This window comes from Leuconostoc miyukkimchii, assembly GCF_019656055.1.
GTDB classification, from domain to species: domain Bacteria; phylum Bacillota; class Bacilli; order Lactobacillales; family Lactobacillaceae; genus Leuconostoc; species Leuconostoc miyukkimchii.
In genome coordinates this window covers 109,850-126,385 of sequence record NZ_BPKY01000003.1, presented here as the reverse complement: position 1 = coordinate 126,385, position 16,536 = coordinate 109,850, and the positions used below count along the sequence as shown (strand labels likewise).

The 16,536-nt window shown below is 37.5% G+C and carries 15 protein-coding genes and 1 tRNA gene; 15 read left to right on the top strand and 1 reads right to left on the bottom strand.

Translation table 11 applies throughout. The features are described from left to right. Position 1 precedes the first annotated feature (1 nt). The 4 genes from K5Q13_RS03940 (at position 2) to K5Q13_RS03925 (ending at position 5,297) form a co-directional block, all read left to right on the top strand. Positions 2 to 793: a YlmH family RNA-binding protein gene (locus tag K5Q13_RS03940; protein ID WP_220740147.1), complete on the top strand. Its 792-nt coding sequence runs from the start codon at positions 2 to 4 to the stop codon at positions 791 to 793. A gap of 37 nt (positions 794 to 830) precedes the next feature. Then, positions 831 to 1,514 carry a DivIVA domain-containing protein gene (locus K5Q13_RS03935; RefSeq protein ID WP_220740145.1) on the top strand — a complete coding sequence of 228 codons (684 nt, stop codon included), beginning with the start codon at positions 831 to 833 and terminating at the stop codon, positions 1,512 to 1,514. Positions 1,515 to 1,799: 285 nt separating this feature from the next. Further along, positions 1,800 to 4,592, top strand: a complete 2,793-nt coding sequence (gene ileS / locus K5Q13_RS03930) for an isoleucine--tRNA ligase (protein ID WP_220740143.1) — start codon at positions 1,800 to 1,802, stop codon at positions 4,590 to 4,592. Between the two features lie 90 nt (positions 4,593 to 4,682). Further along, the gene (locus K5Q13_RS03925) at positions 4,683 to 5,297 is read left to right on the top strand and encodes an ECF transporter S component (protein ID WP_220740141.1); all 615 of its coding nucleotides are present in this window, start codon (positions 4,683 to 4,685) and stop codon (positions 5,295 to 5,297) included. 48 nt (positions 5,298 to 5,345) lie between these two features. Here K5Q13_RS03925 and K5Q13_RS03920 read toward each other — a convergent pair. Further along, positions 5,346 to 5,418: transfer RNA gene (locus K5Q13_RS03920), tRNA-Arg, on the bottom strand. Positions 5,419 to 5,572: 154 nt separating this feature from the next. Here K5Q13_RS03920 and K5Q13_RS03915 point away from each other — a divergent pair. From K5Q13_RS03915 to K5Q13_RS03865, 11 genes are all read left to right on the top strand, one after another. Next, on the top strand, positions 5,573 to 6,187 hold the full coding sequence (locus K5Q13_RS03915; protein ID WP_220740139.1) for an ECF transporter S component: 615 nt from the start codon (positions 5,573 to 5,575) through the stop codon (positions 6,185 to 6,187). A gap of 253 nt (positions 6,188 to 6,440) precedes the next feature. Beyond that, complete coding sequence (locus tag K5Q13_RS03910; RefSeq protein ID WP_220740137.1) at positions 6,441 to 7,232, top strand: 2-keto-4-pentenoate hydratase; 792 nt, start codon at positions 6,441 to 6,443, stop codon at positions 7,230 to 7,232. Continuing rightward, positions 7,232 to 8,596 (top strand): branched-chain amino acid transport system II carrier protein, encoded by a 1,365-nt coding sequence (gene brnQ, locus K5Q13_RS03905; RefSeq protein WP_220740135.1) that lies wholly within the window; start codon positions 7,232 to 7,234, stop codon positions 8,594 to 8,596. Before K5Q13_RS03910 ends, brnQ begins: the two co-directional genes overlap by 1 nt. 121 nt (positions 8,597 to 8,717) lie before the next feature. Next, the gene (upp, locus tag K5Q13_RS03900; protein WP_220740372.1) at positions 8,718 to 9,347 is read left to right on the top strand and encodes a uracil phosphoribosyltransferase; all 630 of its coding nucleotides are present in this window, start codon (positions 8,718 to 8,720) and stop codon (positions 9,345 to 9,347) included. 156 nt (positions 9,348 to 9,503) lie between these two features. Continuing rightward, positions 9,504 to 10,307, top strand: a complete 804-nt coding sequence (locus K5Q13_RS03895; protein ID WP_220740133.1) for an alpha/beta fold hydrolase — start codon at positions 9,504 to 9,506, stop codon at positions 10,305 to 10,307. A gap of 448 nt (positions 10,308 to 10,755) precedes the next feature. Next, positions 10,756 to 11,898, top strand: coding sequence for a PTS sugar transporter subunit IIC (locus tag K5Q13_RS03890; RefSeq protein ID WP_220740131.1), 1,143 nt, complete (start codon positions 10,756 to 10,758; stop codon positions 11,896 to 11,898). Between the two features lie 29 nt (positions 11,899 to 11,927). Continuing rightward, positions 11,928 to 13,100, top strand: a complete 1,173-nt coding sequence (locus K5Q13_RS03885; protein ID WP_220740128.1) for an ABC transporter substrate-binding protein — start codon at positions 11,928 to 11,930, stop codon at positions 13,098 to 13,100. A gap of 12 nt (positions 13,101 to 13,112) precedes the next feature. Then, positions 13,113 to 13,991, top strand: coding sequence for a branched-chain amino acid ABC transporter permease (locus K5Q13_RS03880; protein ID WP_220740126.1), 879 nt, complete (start codon positions 13,113 to 13,115; stop codon positions 13,989 to 13,991). 4 nt (positions 13,992 to 13,995) lie between these two features. Next, entirely contained in the window at positions 13,996 to 14,970 is a 975-nt protein-coding gene (locus tag K5Q13_RS03875) for a branched-chain amino acid ABC transporter permease (RefSeq protein ID WP_220740124.1), read from the top strand. Continuing rightward, positions 14,942 to 15,724, top strand: a complete 783-nt coding sequence (locus tag K5Q13_RS03870) for an ABC transporter ATP-binding protein (RefSeq protein ID WP_220740122.1) — start codon at positions 14,942 to 14,944, stop codon at positions 15,722 to 15,724. Before K5Q13_RS03875 ends, K5Q13_RS03870 begins: the two co-directional genes overlap by 29 nt. Then, positions 15,724 to 16,440, top strand: a complete 717-nt coding sequence (locus K5Q13_RS03865; RefSeq protein ID WP_220740120.1) for an ABC transporter ATP-binding protein — start codon at positions 15,724 to 15,726, stop codon at positions 16,438 to 16,440. The genes K5Q13_RS03870 and K5Q13_RS03865 overlap by 1 nt, the downstream gene beginning before the upstream one ends. Positions 16,441 to 16,536 lie beyond the last annotated feature (96 nt).

Sequence of the window (16,536 nt, the reverse complement as noted above, 5' to 3'; positions counted from 1 at the left end):
TATGGTAGATGATTTTTCGATAATTGAACAACATTTTAGACCAGAAGAAACACAGTTTATTCAGCAAGCGAGTGATTGGATTCGACAAAGTGAAGATGAATATCGGGGTGTTCTTACGCGTTTTTTAAATCCGCGCGAACAGTATATTTTGCAAACCTTGGTTAATCGATTTGAAGGCTTGAAAGTTCATTACAATGGTGCGACACAAGGAGCTGAAAATCAGCGTGCATTTGTTGCACCTGATTTCTACGTTGTGGATGGGGCAGAGTTTGAATTGGCAATCCTTGAGATTAAATATCCAGTGAAATTTGCTGAGTTACATCATCCAATGATACTAGGGGCATTGACTCATGCGGGAATCAAGCGTGATGTTTTTGGTGATATTTTGTCACATGAAAAGCAATGGCAAATAGTTGTTGATGCAAAAATGATGACTTATGTCCAGCAAACTGTTCAAAAAATAGGGCATGTTAAAATTCAACTGGTTGAACATGATATATCAGATGTCATTGCTGTCCATAATGATTGGGAAGAAGTATTCTTATTGCTTTCGTCATTGCGAATTGATACTGTTATCTCAACAGCGTTTGATATACCACGAAGTATAGCTAAGTCGCTTATTGAACAACAGCAAGTTCGAGTGAACTGGACAACGTTTGTTAAACCTGACCGTGTGGTTGCGATTGGCGATGTTGTATCTGTTCGTAATTATGGTCGTATGCAACTTAAACTATTCGATGGTTTGAGTAAAAAAGATAAAATCAAGTCAATTGTAAATATTATTCGACGTTGATTAACATGAGATATATTAAAATTAGAAGGAGACCGTTATGGTACTGACACCTGAAGAGATTTTAAAACATGAATTTACCAAAAAAGGTTCGCGTGCTTACATTGCTTCTGAAGTTGATGCTTTCTTAGATCAAGTTAATAATGATTATGAAACAATCATTGCAGAACGAGATAAGTTATCACGCGATGTTGAAAAATTACAGGTTAAAGTTGATGCTTTGGAAGCAAAACGTGAACAGGTTAATCAGTCAATTTTTGTTGCACAAGAAGCAGCCGATCGCTTAAAGCAGGAAGCGGATGTTGAAGTTAAAAAGCAACTAACACATGCACAAGAATCTGCAACAAAAATTATCGGTGATGCACGTATAAAGGCAGAGGCTGAAGCAACGAGTTTGGCACAAGAAAATGCTGATTTGATTCAAGAACAAAACGAAATTAGAACGGAAGTTCAATCTTTTAAAGATTCCTTCTTGAAATTATTGACACTTCAGCGTAAACTGTTAGAAACAGATGATTTAGCTGAATCTGTTCATCTTTTGCCAATTGGGCAAGCAACAGCCAATCGTGTTGATAGGATTAAAAATGATGAGACATTTGTCATCAGTGAAGTAGCTGATGAGGAATCAAATGTAGATGAGCAAGCAGATGAAGTAGATGCATCTGAACAGGGACCAATTGTTGTGTTTCCCGAACCAACAGAAAACGAAGATAATAAATTATAAAAAGCATAACATAAAAAGATTGGCATACATACGCGCAGCGAGTCATGGTGGTTAGAGATGATCGTCCCTGTAGTCTTTCAAATCGGTTATGAGTTTGTTGAATTGAATTTTAGTAGGTTCAAACGGTGCAGATCGTTAACACTGGTTTGAGGATTGTTCATTGAACAATTAAATTTGGGTGGTATCACGTGAAGGCGTCCCTGTGTCGAAAGACATGGGGGCGCTTTTGATGTTTTATTTACCTGAATTATCTCGTTAATCAGAACAATATATAGGAGAAAATTTATGAAATACAAAGACACACTTAATCTTGGAAAAACAGCTTTTCCAATGCGCGGATCATTACCAAAGACTGAACCAATCCGACAACAGAAGTGGTATGACAATGATTTGTATAATCAAAGATTAGCACAGAATGAAAACAAACCACATTTTAATTTACATGATGGGCCACCATATGCTAATGGTAATATTCATCTAGGTCACGCTTTAAATAAAATTTCAAAAGATATTATTGTTCGATATAAGAATATGGCAGGATTTTATGCACCCTATATTCCTGGATGGGACACACATGGGTTACCTATAGAACAACAGTTGACAAAAGCTGGACATGATCGTAAATCAATGCCTAAGTCAGCATGGCGAGATCTAGCAAAAGATTTTGCTTTAGAACAAGTTGACAAGCAAAGAAATGATTTCAAACGTTTAGGTATTATGGCCGATTGGCAAAACCCATACATTACATTACAACCAGAATTTGAAGCAGCACAAGTGCGCGTTTTTGGTGAAATGGCAGGCAAGGGTTATATTTTTAAGGGTTCAAAACCTGTTTATTGGTCTTGGTCATCTGAATCAGCCTTAGCTGAAGCTGAAATTGAATATCATGATATTGATTCCACATCACTTTACTATGCAAATAAGGTAAAAGATGGACATGGCATTCTTGATGACAATACATTCCTTGTTGTTTGGACAACAACACCATTTACAGTAACAGCATCACGTGGTATTACACTTGGAGCTGATATAGATTATTCAGTCATTAAACCAGAAGGTGAATCTCGTCAGTTTGTTTTGGCAACAGGTAGACTAGATGCTATCACACCATTATTTGGTTGGGAAAAATATGAAACTGTCGCAACATACAAAGGAAAAGAACTAGATCGTATTACTGCTTATCATCCATGGGATACTGACACTGAAGAATTGGTCATGAACGGTGACCACGTGACACTTGATGCAGGAACTGGATTAGTTCATACAGCTCCTGGATTTGGTGAAGATGACTTTAATGTTGGTAAAGAATATGGCCTTGACGCCGTTGTTACGGTAGATGAAAAAGGCTATATGACTAAGAATGCCGGACCAGATTTTGAAGGCAAATTTTATGATGATGTTGCTGACACTGTTATAACTAAACTAACTGCAGCTGACCTATTCTTAGCTAAAGAAAAAATTAACCATTCATATCCTTTTGACTGGCGTACAAAGAAGCCAATTATTTGGCGTGCTGTGCCACAATGGTTTGCATCAGTTGAAAAATTCCGTGAAAATATCTTGTCAGAATTAGATAATGTGAATTTTATTCCTGATTGGGGTAAAAAGCGATTGTATAACATGATTCGTGATCGTGGTGATTGGGTCATTTCACGCCAACGCGTATGGGGTGTACCATTGCCAATCTTTTATGCAGAAGACCAAACGCCTATTTTAGATCAAAAAATCATTAATCATGTCGCTGATTTATTTGAAACTCATGGTTCTAATTATTGGTTTGAACATGAAGCTAAAGATTTGCTACCTGAAGGTTATACCAATGAGCATTCACCAAACGGTAAGTTCAAAAAAGAAGAAGACATCATGGATGTGTGGTTTGATTCTGGCTCATCTTGGGCGGGTGTGATGAATACTCGTGAGAATGTTGACTATCCAGCTGATTTGTATTTGGAAGGATCAGATCAATACAGAGGTTGGTTTAATTCATCTTTGATTACATCAGTCGCCGCTACTGGACATGCACCATACAAGAATGTACTTTCACAAGGATTTACTTTAGATGGTAATGGCAACAAAATGTCTAAATCACTTGGAAATACGATATCACCACTTGATGTTGCTGACAAAATGGGAATTGAAATTTTACGATTATGGACAATTTCAGTTGATACATCACAAGATATGCCTGTGTCAAACGAGATTTTAAAACAAGTATCTGAAAGTTATCGCAAATTGCGGAATACGCTACGTTTCTTAATGGCTAATACAGCTGATTTTAATAATAAAACTGATAGTATTCCATTTAACGACAGAGCTGCTCATGATCAATATTTCTCAGTGCTGTTAAACAATTTTGTTAAAGACATTCGTGATTCGTATGACAATTATCAATTTAACGATATTTTTAAACGCGTAATTAATTTTGTCAATGTTGATTTGTCTGCATTTTATTTGGATATTGCCAAGGATGTTGTCTATGTTGAAGCACCAACTGGTAATGCTCGACGTTCAATGCAAACGGTCTTCTATGAAACGCTTACAGCGTTAACAAAGTTATTGTTACCAATTTTGCCACATACGGCTGAAGAAGTTTGGGAATATCTACCAAACGAAGACACAGATTATGCTTATCTATCAGAAATGCCTGAGGTGCATAATTTGGGAGATACGAGTCAATTGTTACAAAATTGGGATGTATTTATGTCAATGCGTGACGCAGTGAACAAAGCGCTGGAAGAGGCACGTACAGCAGAGTTGATTGGAAAAAATGCGGAAGCTGCATTAACTTTGTATTTGACAAAGGAACAGCACCAATTATTAACGGATTTGAATGCTAATGTTCGCTTGTTATTAATGGTATCTCAGCTTTATGTTTTGAATGAAGAAGATGCCACAGATGCAACAAATTATGATGGATGGTTGATTGCTGTGAAACATGCTGTAGGTAGTGTATCACCACGTGATCGTATGTATCATGAAGATATCGGCTTGGACGATGCATTTCCGGAACTATCAAAACACGAGGCTGATATTGTACGTGAATTCTATCCAGAGGCCATACAAGAAGGTCTTGAATAAGAATATTAATTGTGTTTAATAGAATTGTCAGGTATAATTCATTTATTGAGTAATGGAGCGGTTACTAAATAAAAATGTAACTGAAAAACTATGACAAATCAAAAAATAAAGTATAATATTGTGGCCACATTATTTGTTGGTATTATTTTGGTACAAATGATTGTGCCTTGGCTTGGTACAATGCCTTTGGGTGCGTTTGTGATAGGTGCAAGTGCAACGATTATTCAGTTTACGGTTGCATTGTCAGGTATATTATTAGGACCAAAGTACGGGGCAGTCGTTGGATTGTTTTGGGGATTAATGTCATTTAGTAATGCTTTAACTCATCCCGGTACAATTGGGTCACTGATGTTTCAAAACCCCTTTACGGCCTTAATACCACGAATTTTAGTTGGATTGCTTATCGGATTGTTGTTTAATTATTTTTTACGTAACAGATCGTTGGCAGTGCGTAGTGTGGGATTAGGAATTTTGGGAGTTATAGCAGCTTTAATTAATACAATTGGGGTTGTGTTACTAACAACAATTGGTTTTACAGTTATGCACACAAATTTCACAGGTATCCCGAACCAAAACATTTTGACTTGGTTGATTGGTATTGTATCATTTAATGCCATTTTTGAGATGATTGTTGGCTTTATACTCGTTACAGTTATTGGGAATATTTTATTACCAATTGCCGAACGTGCTGATATTAAGGGATAATTTGAAAATATAAAAAGCGCTGCGAATTATTCGCAGCGCTTTTTTTAATGCACTAACCCAGACTCGAACTGGGAGCAAAGACTTAGGAGGTCCCCGTTTTATCCTGTTAAACTATTAGTGCGAACTAACATATTATACCGTAATTATTGTAAAAAACAAAATTTGTGCAAGATAAAGTTGAACGTGATATGATATAAGACACTAAAAAACTTTGAGTTGGAGGAAACGTGTTGTTTGCTAATATAAATTTATGTAGTAATCACACGATAATTATCATGACTAATCAGAAAACAAAATATTTAGTCGTTGCCGTTTTTTTTATGGCAATTATTTTATTACAAGTGTTCATTCCGGGACTAGGTTATATACCGTTGGGGGCAATTGTAGTGGGTGCTGCACCGACAATTATTCAAGTTACCGTGGCAGTATCTGGCATTGTTTTAGGACCTCGTTGGGGTGCATTTATTGGCGGATTTTGGGGTGTCATTACGTTACTACAAGCTTGGACGACGCCAGGATCTATCGGATCTTTGATGTTCCAAAATCCACTGACAGCAATTGTGCCTCGCGTATTAATCGGGTTAATAATTGGGTGGTTGTTTAATCGCTTATTACGAGACAAAAATTTAGGATTGCGTACAGCTGGCTTAGCTATCTTGGGTGCCTTGTCTGCGATTATTAATACAGCAGGTGTTGTATTATTAACAACATTTGGTTTTACAGTCATGCATACTAATTTTACTGGTATACCAACACATAATATTCTTGGATGGTTGATTGGTATTGTGTCATTTAATGGCATATTTGAAATTATTACAGCTGCCATTTTGGTTGCTGTAATTGGGAATGTTTTGGTGCCATTGGCTGAAAAATCAGGTATTACAGGTTAAAAATTAATCATTGACAACTAATTATGAATATGGTTTAATAAATATATTAAATTAAAGAGAGAAAATGACATGAGAAAATCAGCTAACACAACAACACAAATTATTATCAGCATTATCATTACGTCGTGATAGGTGCTGACAATTTGTTGTGCCTATCAAATTTATTGATAGGCAGCTGATTATTGTGTAAGAACACGCTGCTAGAAACTAGCAACGTGTTCTTTTTATTTTCATCTAAAAAGAGGAGAGAATTATGACATTAACATTAGAACAATCAAAACTGGCAGAGCAACTATTTGACGCGTTTGTGACAAACGAACCGTTGGATCGTGAAAAATACGTTGGCGTGGTAAGGGATTTCGCTACTGCATATCAAGTACAGGATGCTGTCATGTCACGTAAAGAACAAAAAACGGCGGGTTATAAAGTGTCATTAACATCACCTGAAACACAAGCAATGTTTGCCTCTGATTCACCACTATATGGGGCACAACTCGCTGACAAGTTTTTGACATCAGGATATGAGCTAGATTTAGCCGACTATAATGAACCACTTGTTGAGGTCGAAATGCAATTTACGGCTAAGGTTGATTTAACACCTGAGATGTCCCCTGAAGAACTTTTAGCTAATACAGTGGTTGCCCCCGCTTTAGAAGTTCCGGATGCACGATTTTCAAATTGGTTCCCAAAATTAGATAAATATCTAGTATTAAGCGATTCGGCTGTTGGCGGTGCCGTTGTTGCTGGTACAACAACAGATGGTGCAACATTAAAGGTATCTGATTTGGCAGAAGTAAAAGCGACACTTACGCATGATAACCAACAAGTAGGTCAGGGAACCGGTGCAGAAGTATTAGGGAATCCAGTGCTATCACTACAGTGGCTAGTTAGTAAGTTAGCAGAACAAGGAAAGAATTTTCCAGCTGGAACGCACGCTTCAACAGGCACATTTTTGCTACCACCTAAACTAGTTGCAGGAAAATGGCAGGCATCATTTACAGGTGGCTTTGGCGATGTTGTATTACAAGTTAGAGGGGTTGAGTAATGACTGATAAAAAATTAACATGGCGACAATTGGTTCTTATAGCGTCTTTAATCTTTGGTATGTTTTTTGGGGCAGGAAATCTTATTTTTCCAGTTCAATTAGGCCAGATGTCAGGTGGTAATTGGCTACTGGCGACGTTAGGGTTTTTGGTAACAGGTACAGTTGTACCTTTTCTTGCAATGTTAGCTGTGAGTGTCACACGTAGTCAGAGTGTTTATGATGTTGCACGACCAGTTGGTCATTGGTTTGGGTTAACATTTTTGGTTGCTATTCATTTAACAATCGGACCATTTTTCGGAACACCACGTACTGCAGCAACTGCATTTTCAATGGGTGTTGCGCCGTTTATCTCACCAAAATACCAAGGTGTTGGTATGCTTGTTTTTTCAGCATTGTTCTTTGGATTAGCTTACTTTTTAACAGTTAAACAAGCAGGTTTAACAAAGTGGGTAGGTAAGTATCTCAACCCATTATTCCTAGGTTTATTGTTCGTTGTATTGCTTATGGCATTGTTTATGCCTATGGGTAACACGGCACAATCTGTTAGCACAGCCTATCAAAGTAATGCTGGATTCCAAGGTGTGTTAGATGGTTATAATACAATGGACGGTATTGCATTATTGGCATTAGCAGTGTCCGTTGTTTACGCTGTTAAAGGTTTAGGTTTTCGCGATAGCCAAGTGCCTAAGGTATTGGCTAAAGCTGGATTATTAAGTGTCGTGGCAGAAGCCGTTCTTTATACAATGTTGGTATTACTTGGTGTTTCTAGTCTTGGTCAATTTAAAGCGGCAGCTAATGGTGGCGATGCCTTTGCTCAGATCGTGGCACATTATGCTGGTAATTTTGGTACGGCATTGACTGGTGTTGTTGTGACGTTAGCTGTATTTACAACCGCAATGGGGCTATTTGTCTCATTTGCACAAGATTTACATTTGGCTTTTCCAAAAGTAAGTTACCTATGGTTCTTACGAGTAATCGCCTTTGGTTCATTTGTAACAGCAAATGCTGGATTAACTAATATCGTGGCATGGTCGGTTCCTGTATTGATGTTACTTTATCCATTTGCTTTAGTATTGATCTTGTTATCTCTCACAGCAAAGTATTTCAATCATTCACCACTTGTTTATCGTAGTGTTGTTGGCTTTGTTGCTTTGCCAGCTATGTTGGATGCACTGGCCAGTTCACCATTTATGTCAAGTCAATTAGCACAACAGGTAGTCAATGGTTATCATCAATTTGTACCATTTTCAGCGTTGGGATTTGGGTGGGTTGTCCCGGCTGTAGTTGGTGCAGTTGGTAGTCTAGCCGTACTTGCTACCTCTACTGTATTTAAAAAGCAAAGTGTCACTGCTGGTGTTGAATAGTTTGCATTTAGAATGAGAAAGCCTCCATGAAAGGGCTTTTTTTTGTTATAATAAAATCAGTAACTAACTTGGAAGGAAACGCGTGGTAATTATAAAAAATTACCCGCTTAACATAATTATCATGGGAAAATTTGTCGAAATGGATCATCCTTTGATCCAGCACAAGCTGACAATGATTCGTAACAAGAACGTCGGAACAAAAGATTTTCGTGCGCTCGTTGACGAAATTGCAATGTTGATGACGTATGAAGCTAGTCGCGATTTACAATTGGAAGATGTTGTTGTCGAAACACCAGTTGCTACAACAACAAAAAAACAATTAGCAGGTAAGAAGCTTGCAGTTGTGCCAATTCTGCGTGCTGGATTAGGTATGGTCGATGGCATTGTACAATTAATTCCTGCTGCAAAAATTGGTCACATTGGCATGTACCGTGATGAAGAAACGCTTGAACCAGTGGAATATTTCATTAAGTTACCAGAAGATATTGATCAACGTGATGTTTTATTAGTTGATCCAATGTTGGCAACAGGCGGTTCGGCTAAAGATGCCATTTCAGCTTTGAAAAAACGTGGTGCAAAGCATATTAAATTAATTACACTTGTTTCCGCACCAGAAGGTGTTAAGGCTGTGCAAGATGCGCATCCTGACGTGGACATTTACACAGGATCATTAGATGAGTCATTAAGCGATAATGGTTATATTGTCCCTGGCTTAGGTGACGCTGGTGATCGTCTGTTTGGCACAATGTAATCTAAAAAAATATTAATAAGTTAGGCTATCATTTACTGAAATCGAGTTATGATCGCCTTTTTTAGATAGCATATTTTTGATGTGACTTACCTGTGAAGTATCAAGAGATTGAGTTTATTAACGTGGTGAATCGTCTAGTTATTTTTTGGAGGAATTATGGCAATTTGTGAATATGAAGGTATTAAATATGAAACTTTTGGTACTGGTACTACAATATTGTTTATTCACGGATTGTTTTTAGACCGTGTTTCAACAAGAGAGTTTTTTGAAAAAAATTCAAGCATAAAACAATTTAAGCGAATTTACATTGATTTACCTGGAATGGGAGATTCTATACCAAACGCTATAGCTTCTTCTGATGCTATTTTTAATAAAATCACGAGACTTATTGATCATATCATTGAAGATAATCCTTTTATTGTTTATGGTCACTCGTATGGTGGGTATTTAGCACAAGCTATAGCTCATCAATATCAAAATCAAGTTAGAGCAGTGTTAGTCACTTGCCCAGTAGTAATTGCCAACAGTGAAAAGAGAGTTGTAGCGGCCCACAAGAACAAAGTCATTGAAAAGTTGACGGTTACCAGTAACTCGGATTTTATTGAAGATTTTAAACAAATGAATGTCATTATTGATCAGGATTCTTGGCTATCATATCAAAAACTATTTTTATCAGGAATAAAAAAAGCGGATATCGAATTCTTAAAAAAATTACAGCGTAATGGCTATACATTGAGTTTTGAAGATCAGCTGACACATTTTGGACCAGATACGCAAGTAACTTTTTTGCTTGGACGTTTTGATCATGTTGTTGGTTATAAACAACAAGTTGAACTAATATCAAAAAATGAAAAAGGAGATATTGTGGTGGTCGATGATGCTGGACACAATTTAATGATTGATCAGCCTGATATAGTTAACTTTTATTTTGACCGTTTAATTCAGAAAGTTATTAAATAAGCAAGTACCGCTTAAAAATAGATATTTCATAATTTGATTGCTTGACCAATAATAGCGGCGTTAATATGTATGGATAAACCTCATAAATAGCATATTTTTAGCGTTTATGAGATTATGATTAATTAAAATAAAAGTATTGACATGATAAAATCATTCGTGTATAGTAATACTCATCAAGAAACAAGCAAGTAATTGCTCAAAAGGGAGACAGAATATGACTAAGACATTCAACAAGCAAATTAATAACGCACTTCTCCTCAACCTCCTTCTCATCTGAGTCTAGTTGGTTGTTATTTGAGCAAGATCAGCTACTAGACTTTTAACAAGGTTAGTGGCTGGTTAGGAAAAATACGTGAAAACGTCCTAACGAGCAATCGTTGGGACGTTTTCTTTGTCTTCAATGATTGCACTGCTCAACGGAAGTGTAATTTAAAGGGAGATTAGTATTATGGCACAGAATGCAATTAAAAATGAGCGTCAAATTAACACAGAAAAAATTCAAGAAAAAGTAGTTGAAACCAAAGAATCAGTGCGTGACTTGGTTTATAATACATCAGCAGCAGTTTCAAATGCGATCTTGGTTACATTAGGCATGGGCTTGTTGTTGCAAACTATTGCCGGTTTTATCAATTGGGCGCCAATGGTACAAATGGGTGCAATTACAAAAATCATGTTGCCAGCAGCTTTTGGCGCAGCGGTTGCTTCACAAATGAAGACTAATACAATGGTCATGTTTAGTGCAATGGCTGCTTCAACTGTGGGCGCCAATGCTGTTTTCTTCAGCAACACAGCTGTACAAGGTGTGACAGCAACTGGTTATGCTGGTACACAAGCAGCAGGCTCAACAATTATCACAACTGGACAACCAATATCAGCTGTTATGGCTGCAATTATTGCGGTTTTGTTTGGTAAATGGTTGAGTGGCAAAACGCCATTGGATATGGTTATTGTACCAGCAGCAACAACGATTGTTGGAACAGTGAGCGGCTATTATTTAGCCATGGTAACAACACCAGCGTTAGTTGCAGTGGGACAATTTATTTCTTCTAGTGTGGCTATTAATCCAATTATTGGAACAGCCATCGTGGCAATGGTATTTGGTGCTTTGACAATGACACCGGCTTCAGCAGCAGCATTGGCTGTAGCAATTGGTGCAACAGGTGTTACATCACCTGAAGCAGCAGGTGCAATTTTGATCGGAACAACAGCTGTGTTTGTTGGTTTCCCAGCTATGTCATTCCATGAAAATAAAATTGGGGCAACAATCGCTCAAGGTATTGTGACACCAAAAATTCAGTTTCCTAATTTAACAGAGAACCCAGCATTAATTATTCCACCGATGATTGGTGCAGCCATTGCGGCACCAATTGCAACAATTGTGTTTCATGTGACGGCACCATTTGCTATGGCTGGTATTGGTTTTAATTCATTCATTGTGCCATTGGCGTTGGCTGGTTCAAATCCAGTAGCTTTCACTGCCTATATGGTCGTTGGTGTGGCAGTGCCAGTGATTGTTTCGTTTGTTGGTTACCGTATCATGCGTAAAATGGGTTGGGCAAAGCCAAATCAATTACATTTGGAAATGATTTAAAACATTTAGGAATTTTTTGGAGAAAGTATATGAAAAAGATTATTGCAATTGTTGTTGCCTTTGTTGTTGTGATTGGGGCAGTTATTGGTTTTGGTGTATCAAAAAAATCGGCAGATAAAACCAGTGATGTCATTACAATAGGTGGTGTTTTTGACACATCGGGAAATGCTTCGGCGTATGGCCAAGCTGAGCAAAAAGGCGCTAACTTTGCAGTTAAGCGAATTAACAAGGCTGGTGGCATTAAGATTAATGGTAAGTCATACCAAGTTAAAATTGTTAACAAAGATAGTAAGTCGGATAACACAGAAGCAGCATCAGTAACGACAAGTTTGATTAGTAATACAAAAGTCAACGCGATTGTTGGTCCGGTTACAACAGCAGCAACACAAGCAGCAGTACCAGCAGCAACAAAAGGTCAAACACCAATGATGTCACCAACTGCTGGAGCAGATGATATCACGGTCCAAAAAAATGGTAAGGTGCAACCATATGTTTTCCGTGCACAATTTAAAAATTCATATTTGGGTACGAAAATGGCACAATTTGCCACAGACAATGTTAAAGCTAAGGATGTTGTGATTTTCCAAGATAACTCATCAGATTATGGTACAGGTATTACAAATGCCTTCAAGAAAGCTTATAAAGGTCACGTTGTTGAGACGGATTCATATCAAGCTGGTGACAAAGATTTCCAAGCAATGTTAACAAAAATTAAAAACCAAAAGTTTGATGCTATTGTAATTAATGGTTATTATAATGAAGCTGGTGCGATTTTGAAGCAAGCACGCGATATGGGCATCAATGTACCAGTTATTGGTCCTGATGGTTTGGGAGATCCAAAGTTAGCTGAGATTGCTGGTAATAAGAATACAAGTGATGTTTATTATGCAGCGCATTTTTCAACAAAGGCACCAGCAACAGACGCAGCTGAACCATTTGTGACGGCATACAAAAAAAGTTACAAGCAAGAGCCATCGCAGTTTACAGCTTTGGCATATGATGCAGTGTACATGATTAAGCAAGCTATTGAGAATGAAAAGTCTGCAGATAAAGCAAAAATAACAGCAGGTTTGGCAAAAATCAAAAATTTTGATGGCGTGACTGGAAAAATGACGATGGATGCGTTTCATAACCCTAAAAAATCAATTGTTATGGTTGGTGTAACAAACGGTAAGGACACAACCGCAACGGTTGTCAAGTAAAGGATAAATATCGTGTCAAGTATCATACAACAATTAATTAACGGTCTTATCTTAGGTAGTGTGTACGCGTTGCTTGCGCTGGGATACACGATGGTTTATGGCATTATTAAGTTAATTAATTTTGCTCATGGCGATGTTTATATGTTAGGTGCTTACTTTGGATATTTCTTTATTAAAGTCATGCATTTCAACTTTTTCATCGCATTGGTTCTGTCAATGTTTGTGAGTGCATTACTTGGTATGTTAATTGAATTTATTGCCTATCGACCATTGCGACAATCACCTCGTATTGCGGTATTGATATCAGCTTTAGGTGTGTCCTTTTTGCTAGAAAATGGTATGAGTTATCTATATGGATCTGATAAGAGAGCATTTCCGCAGGCTATCAAGACGATTCAATATCATTTTGGTGGTATTCAAATTTCCAATATTCAATTAATTATTATTTCAACAGCAGTTACTCTGATGATTGTATTAACCATCATCGTTAAAAGAACAAAAATGGGACGTGCAATGCGAGCTGTGTCTGCAGATCAAGAAGCTGCCGTATTAATGGGTATTAATGTTAATCGCACGATTTCATTTACATTTGCTATTGGATCCGCATTGGCTGCTGCTGGTGGCGTTTTGATTGGTTTATATTACAATAATATTGATCCGCTTATGGGAATGACACCAGGAATTAAAGCCTTTGTTGCAGCTGTTTTGGGTGGTATTGGGATTATTCCAGGTGCTGCACTAGGTGGTTGGTTGATAGGTATTTTGGAAACATTGACACAAGCGGTCGGCCTTTCTGACTATAAGGATGCTGTGGTTTATGGCATTTTAATTGTGATACTACTGTTCAAACCAACAGGAATTTTGGGTAAAAACAAGCGAGAAAAGGTATAAATTCATGGACAAAGCGCATATAAAATATACACTAAGTTGGGCAACGCTTGTCTTGATGATTTTCGTTTTCATCTATGTCACAACTATCTTTGATGTGATCGGTCAATATGGCATGACAACCATTGTTTTAATTGGAATTAATTTGATTGCCGCAGTAGGATTAAATTTGGTGATTGGTATGTCGGGTCAATTTTCGCTAGGACATGCTGGTTTTATGGCGATTGGTGCTTACGCAACAGCTCTGGTTTCTTCCGCCATACCAAGTATTTATGGGTTCATTATCAGTTTGATTGTTGGCATTATGGTTAGTGGTGTGATTGCATTAGCTGTTGGTTTGCCAACATTGAGGTTGAGTGGAGACTATCTTGCAATTGCAACATTAGGAGTTGCTGAAATTATTCGAATTATCATTATTAATATGAAAAGCACACGAGGCGCAGCGGGTATTTTTGGCATTCCAAATTTTGTGAATTGGCAAGTTGTTTTTGGCTTAAGTGTTGTAGCAATTGTGTTTGTTGTTAATTTTGTACGAAGTACGACTGGTCAGGCGATTATTGCAGTGCGTGATAACGAAATTGCGGCTGAATCCTTGGGAATTAACACGACTAAATATAAAGTGATTGCGTTTGTATTGGGAGCAATGTTAGCAGCAATTGCAGGTGGTCTAAGAGCAAGTTTTATCCAATCAGTATCGCCACAAGATTACACGTTCATGCAGAGTATTACTATTTTAATTATTGTTGTGTTGGGTGGTATTGGTTCAATTAGTGGCACTGTTGTGACAGCAATTGTGTTAGGCATTTTAGATGTTATTTTACAAAATTTTGGTTCGTTAAGAATGGTGATTTATGCATTGGTGTTAATTATCGTGATGATTTTTAGACCTAAAGGTTTGCTGGGAACATCTGAATTTTCTTTGAAAAAAATATTATTTGATTCAGGAGGCGATCATGGCAACAACAATTCTAAAAACCAATAACCTTAGCATAAAATTTGGTGGTGTTACAGCTGTTGATCAAGTCAATATTGAAGCGCGCGAAAATGAATTAATTGGATTAATTGGACCTAATGGCGCGGGAAAAACAACATTGTTTAACTTACTGACTGGTGTATATCAACCAACAGATGGCGAAGTGTCAATTTACGATGGCACACATTTAAAAAATGTTAATCATGTGCCACCGCATCGTCGAGCGCAGCTCGGTATTGCACGCACGTTTCAAAATATTCGTTTGTTTGAGAGTCGTACAGTGCTTGAAAATGTTTTGATTGCAATGACGACACAGTCTAAGGCGCGCACAGCACAAGCCCTATTTCGCACACCAGGATTTTATAAGGAGACGGCTAAAAAGCGTGCGCGTGCACTGTCATTATTGCAAATTTTTGATATGATTGCGGTAGCAGATGAATTAGCCAGCAATTTGCCTTATGGGCAACAGCGTCGCTTGGAAATTGTGAGGGCGTTGGCAACTCAGCCTAAAATATTATTTTTAGATGAACCTGCCGCAGGTATGAATCCACAAGAGACACAAGTATTGACTGACTTAATCAAACAAATTCAGAAAACATTTAAAATTACAATTATTTTGATAGAGCATGACATGAATTTAGTGATGGCAGTGAGTGAAAGATTATATGTTTTAGAATATGGAAAAGTGTTAGCAACTGGTACACCATCTGACATTCAACAAAATAAGGCAGTGATTAAGGCGTATCTAGGGGAGGAAGGTTGATGGTTGAGGCTGTACTACGAGTTGAAAACTTAAGTGTTAACTATGGTGCTATCAAAGCTGTACAAAATGTTAGTTTTTCGGTTAATCCTGGCGAGATTGTGACATTGATTGGGGCCAACGGTGCAGGAAAAAGTACGATTTTGCGTACAATATCAGGCTTGGAAAAACCAGTAACAGGTAACATGAGTTTTGAAAAACAAAGTATTAATCATATGTCATCTGAAAAACGAGTAAGTAGTGGCATTGTGCATGTGCCGGAAGGGCGACGTGTCTTTCCGGGGATGACTGTACAAGAAAACCTACAACTCGGAGCATTTACAGTAGCAAATAAAAATCAACATAAAGTAGCTTATAACAATGTTTATGAGCAATTTCCAATTTTAAAAACACGACGTCATCAAGATGCAGCAACACTTTCTGGTGGAGAACAACAAATGTTAGCTATTGGTAGGGCTTTAATGGCCAATCCAAAAATTATTTTGTTGGATGAACCCTCAATGGGTTTGGCGCCACTGTATATCAAGAAGATATTTGCTATTATTCAACAGATTCGAGATACAGGTGTGACGGTTCTTGTAATTGAGCAAAATGCAAATCAAGCTTTAAAAATCGCTGATAGAGGTTATGTTATCGAAAGTGGGCAAATTATTGCTACAGGAACTGGGGCAGAGCTATTATCTTCAGATGAAGTTAGGGCATCATATCTTGGTGGTTAGCGATGATTTAATGTGAAAAAATACCTCAGTTTGACTAATATTATCAGACTGAGGTATTTTTTTTAAAGTGTAATTAAAATAACCATTCATATTAAT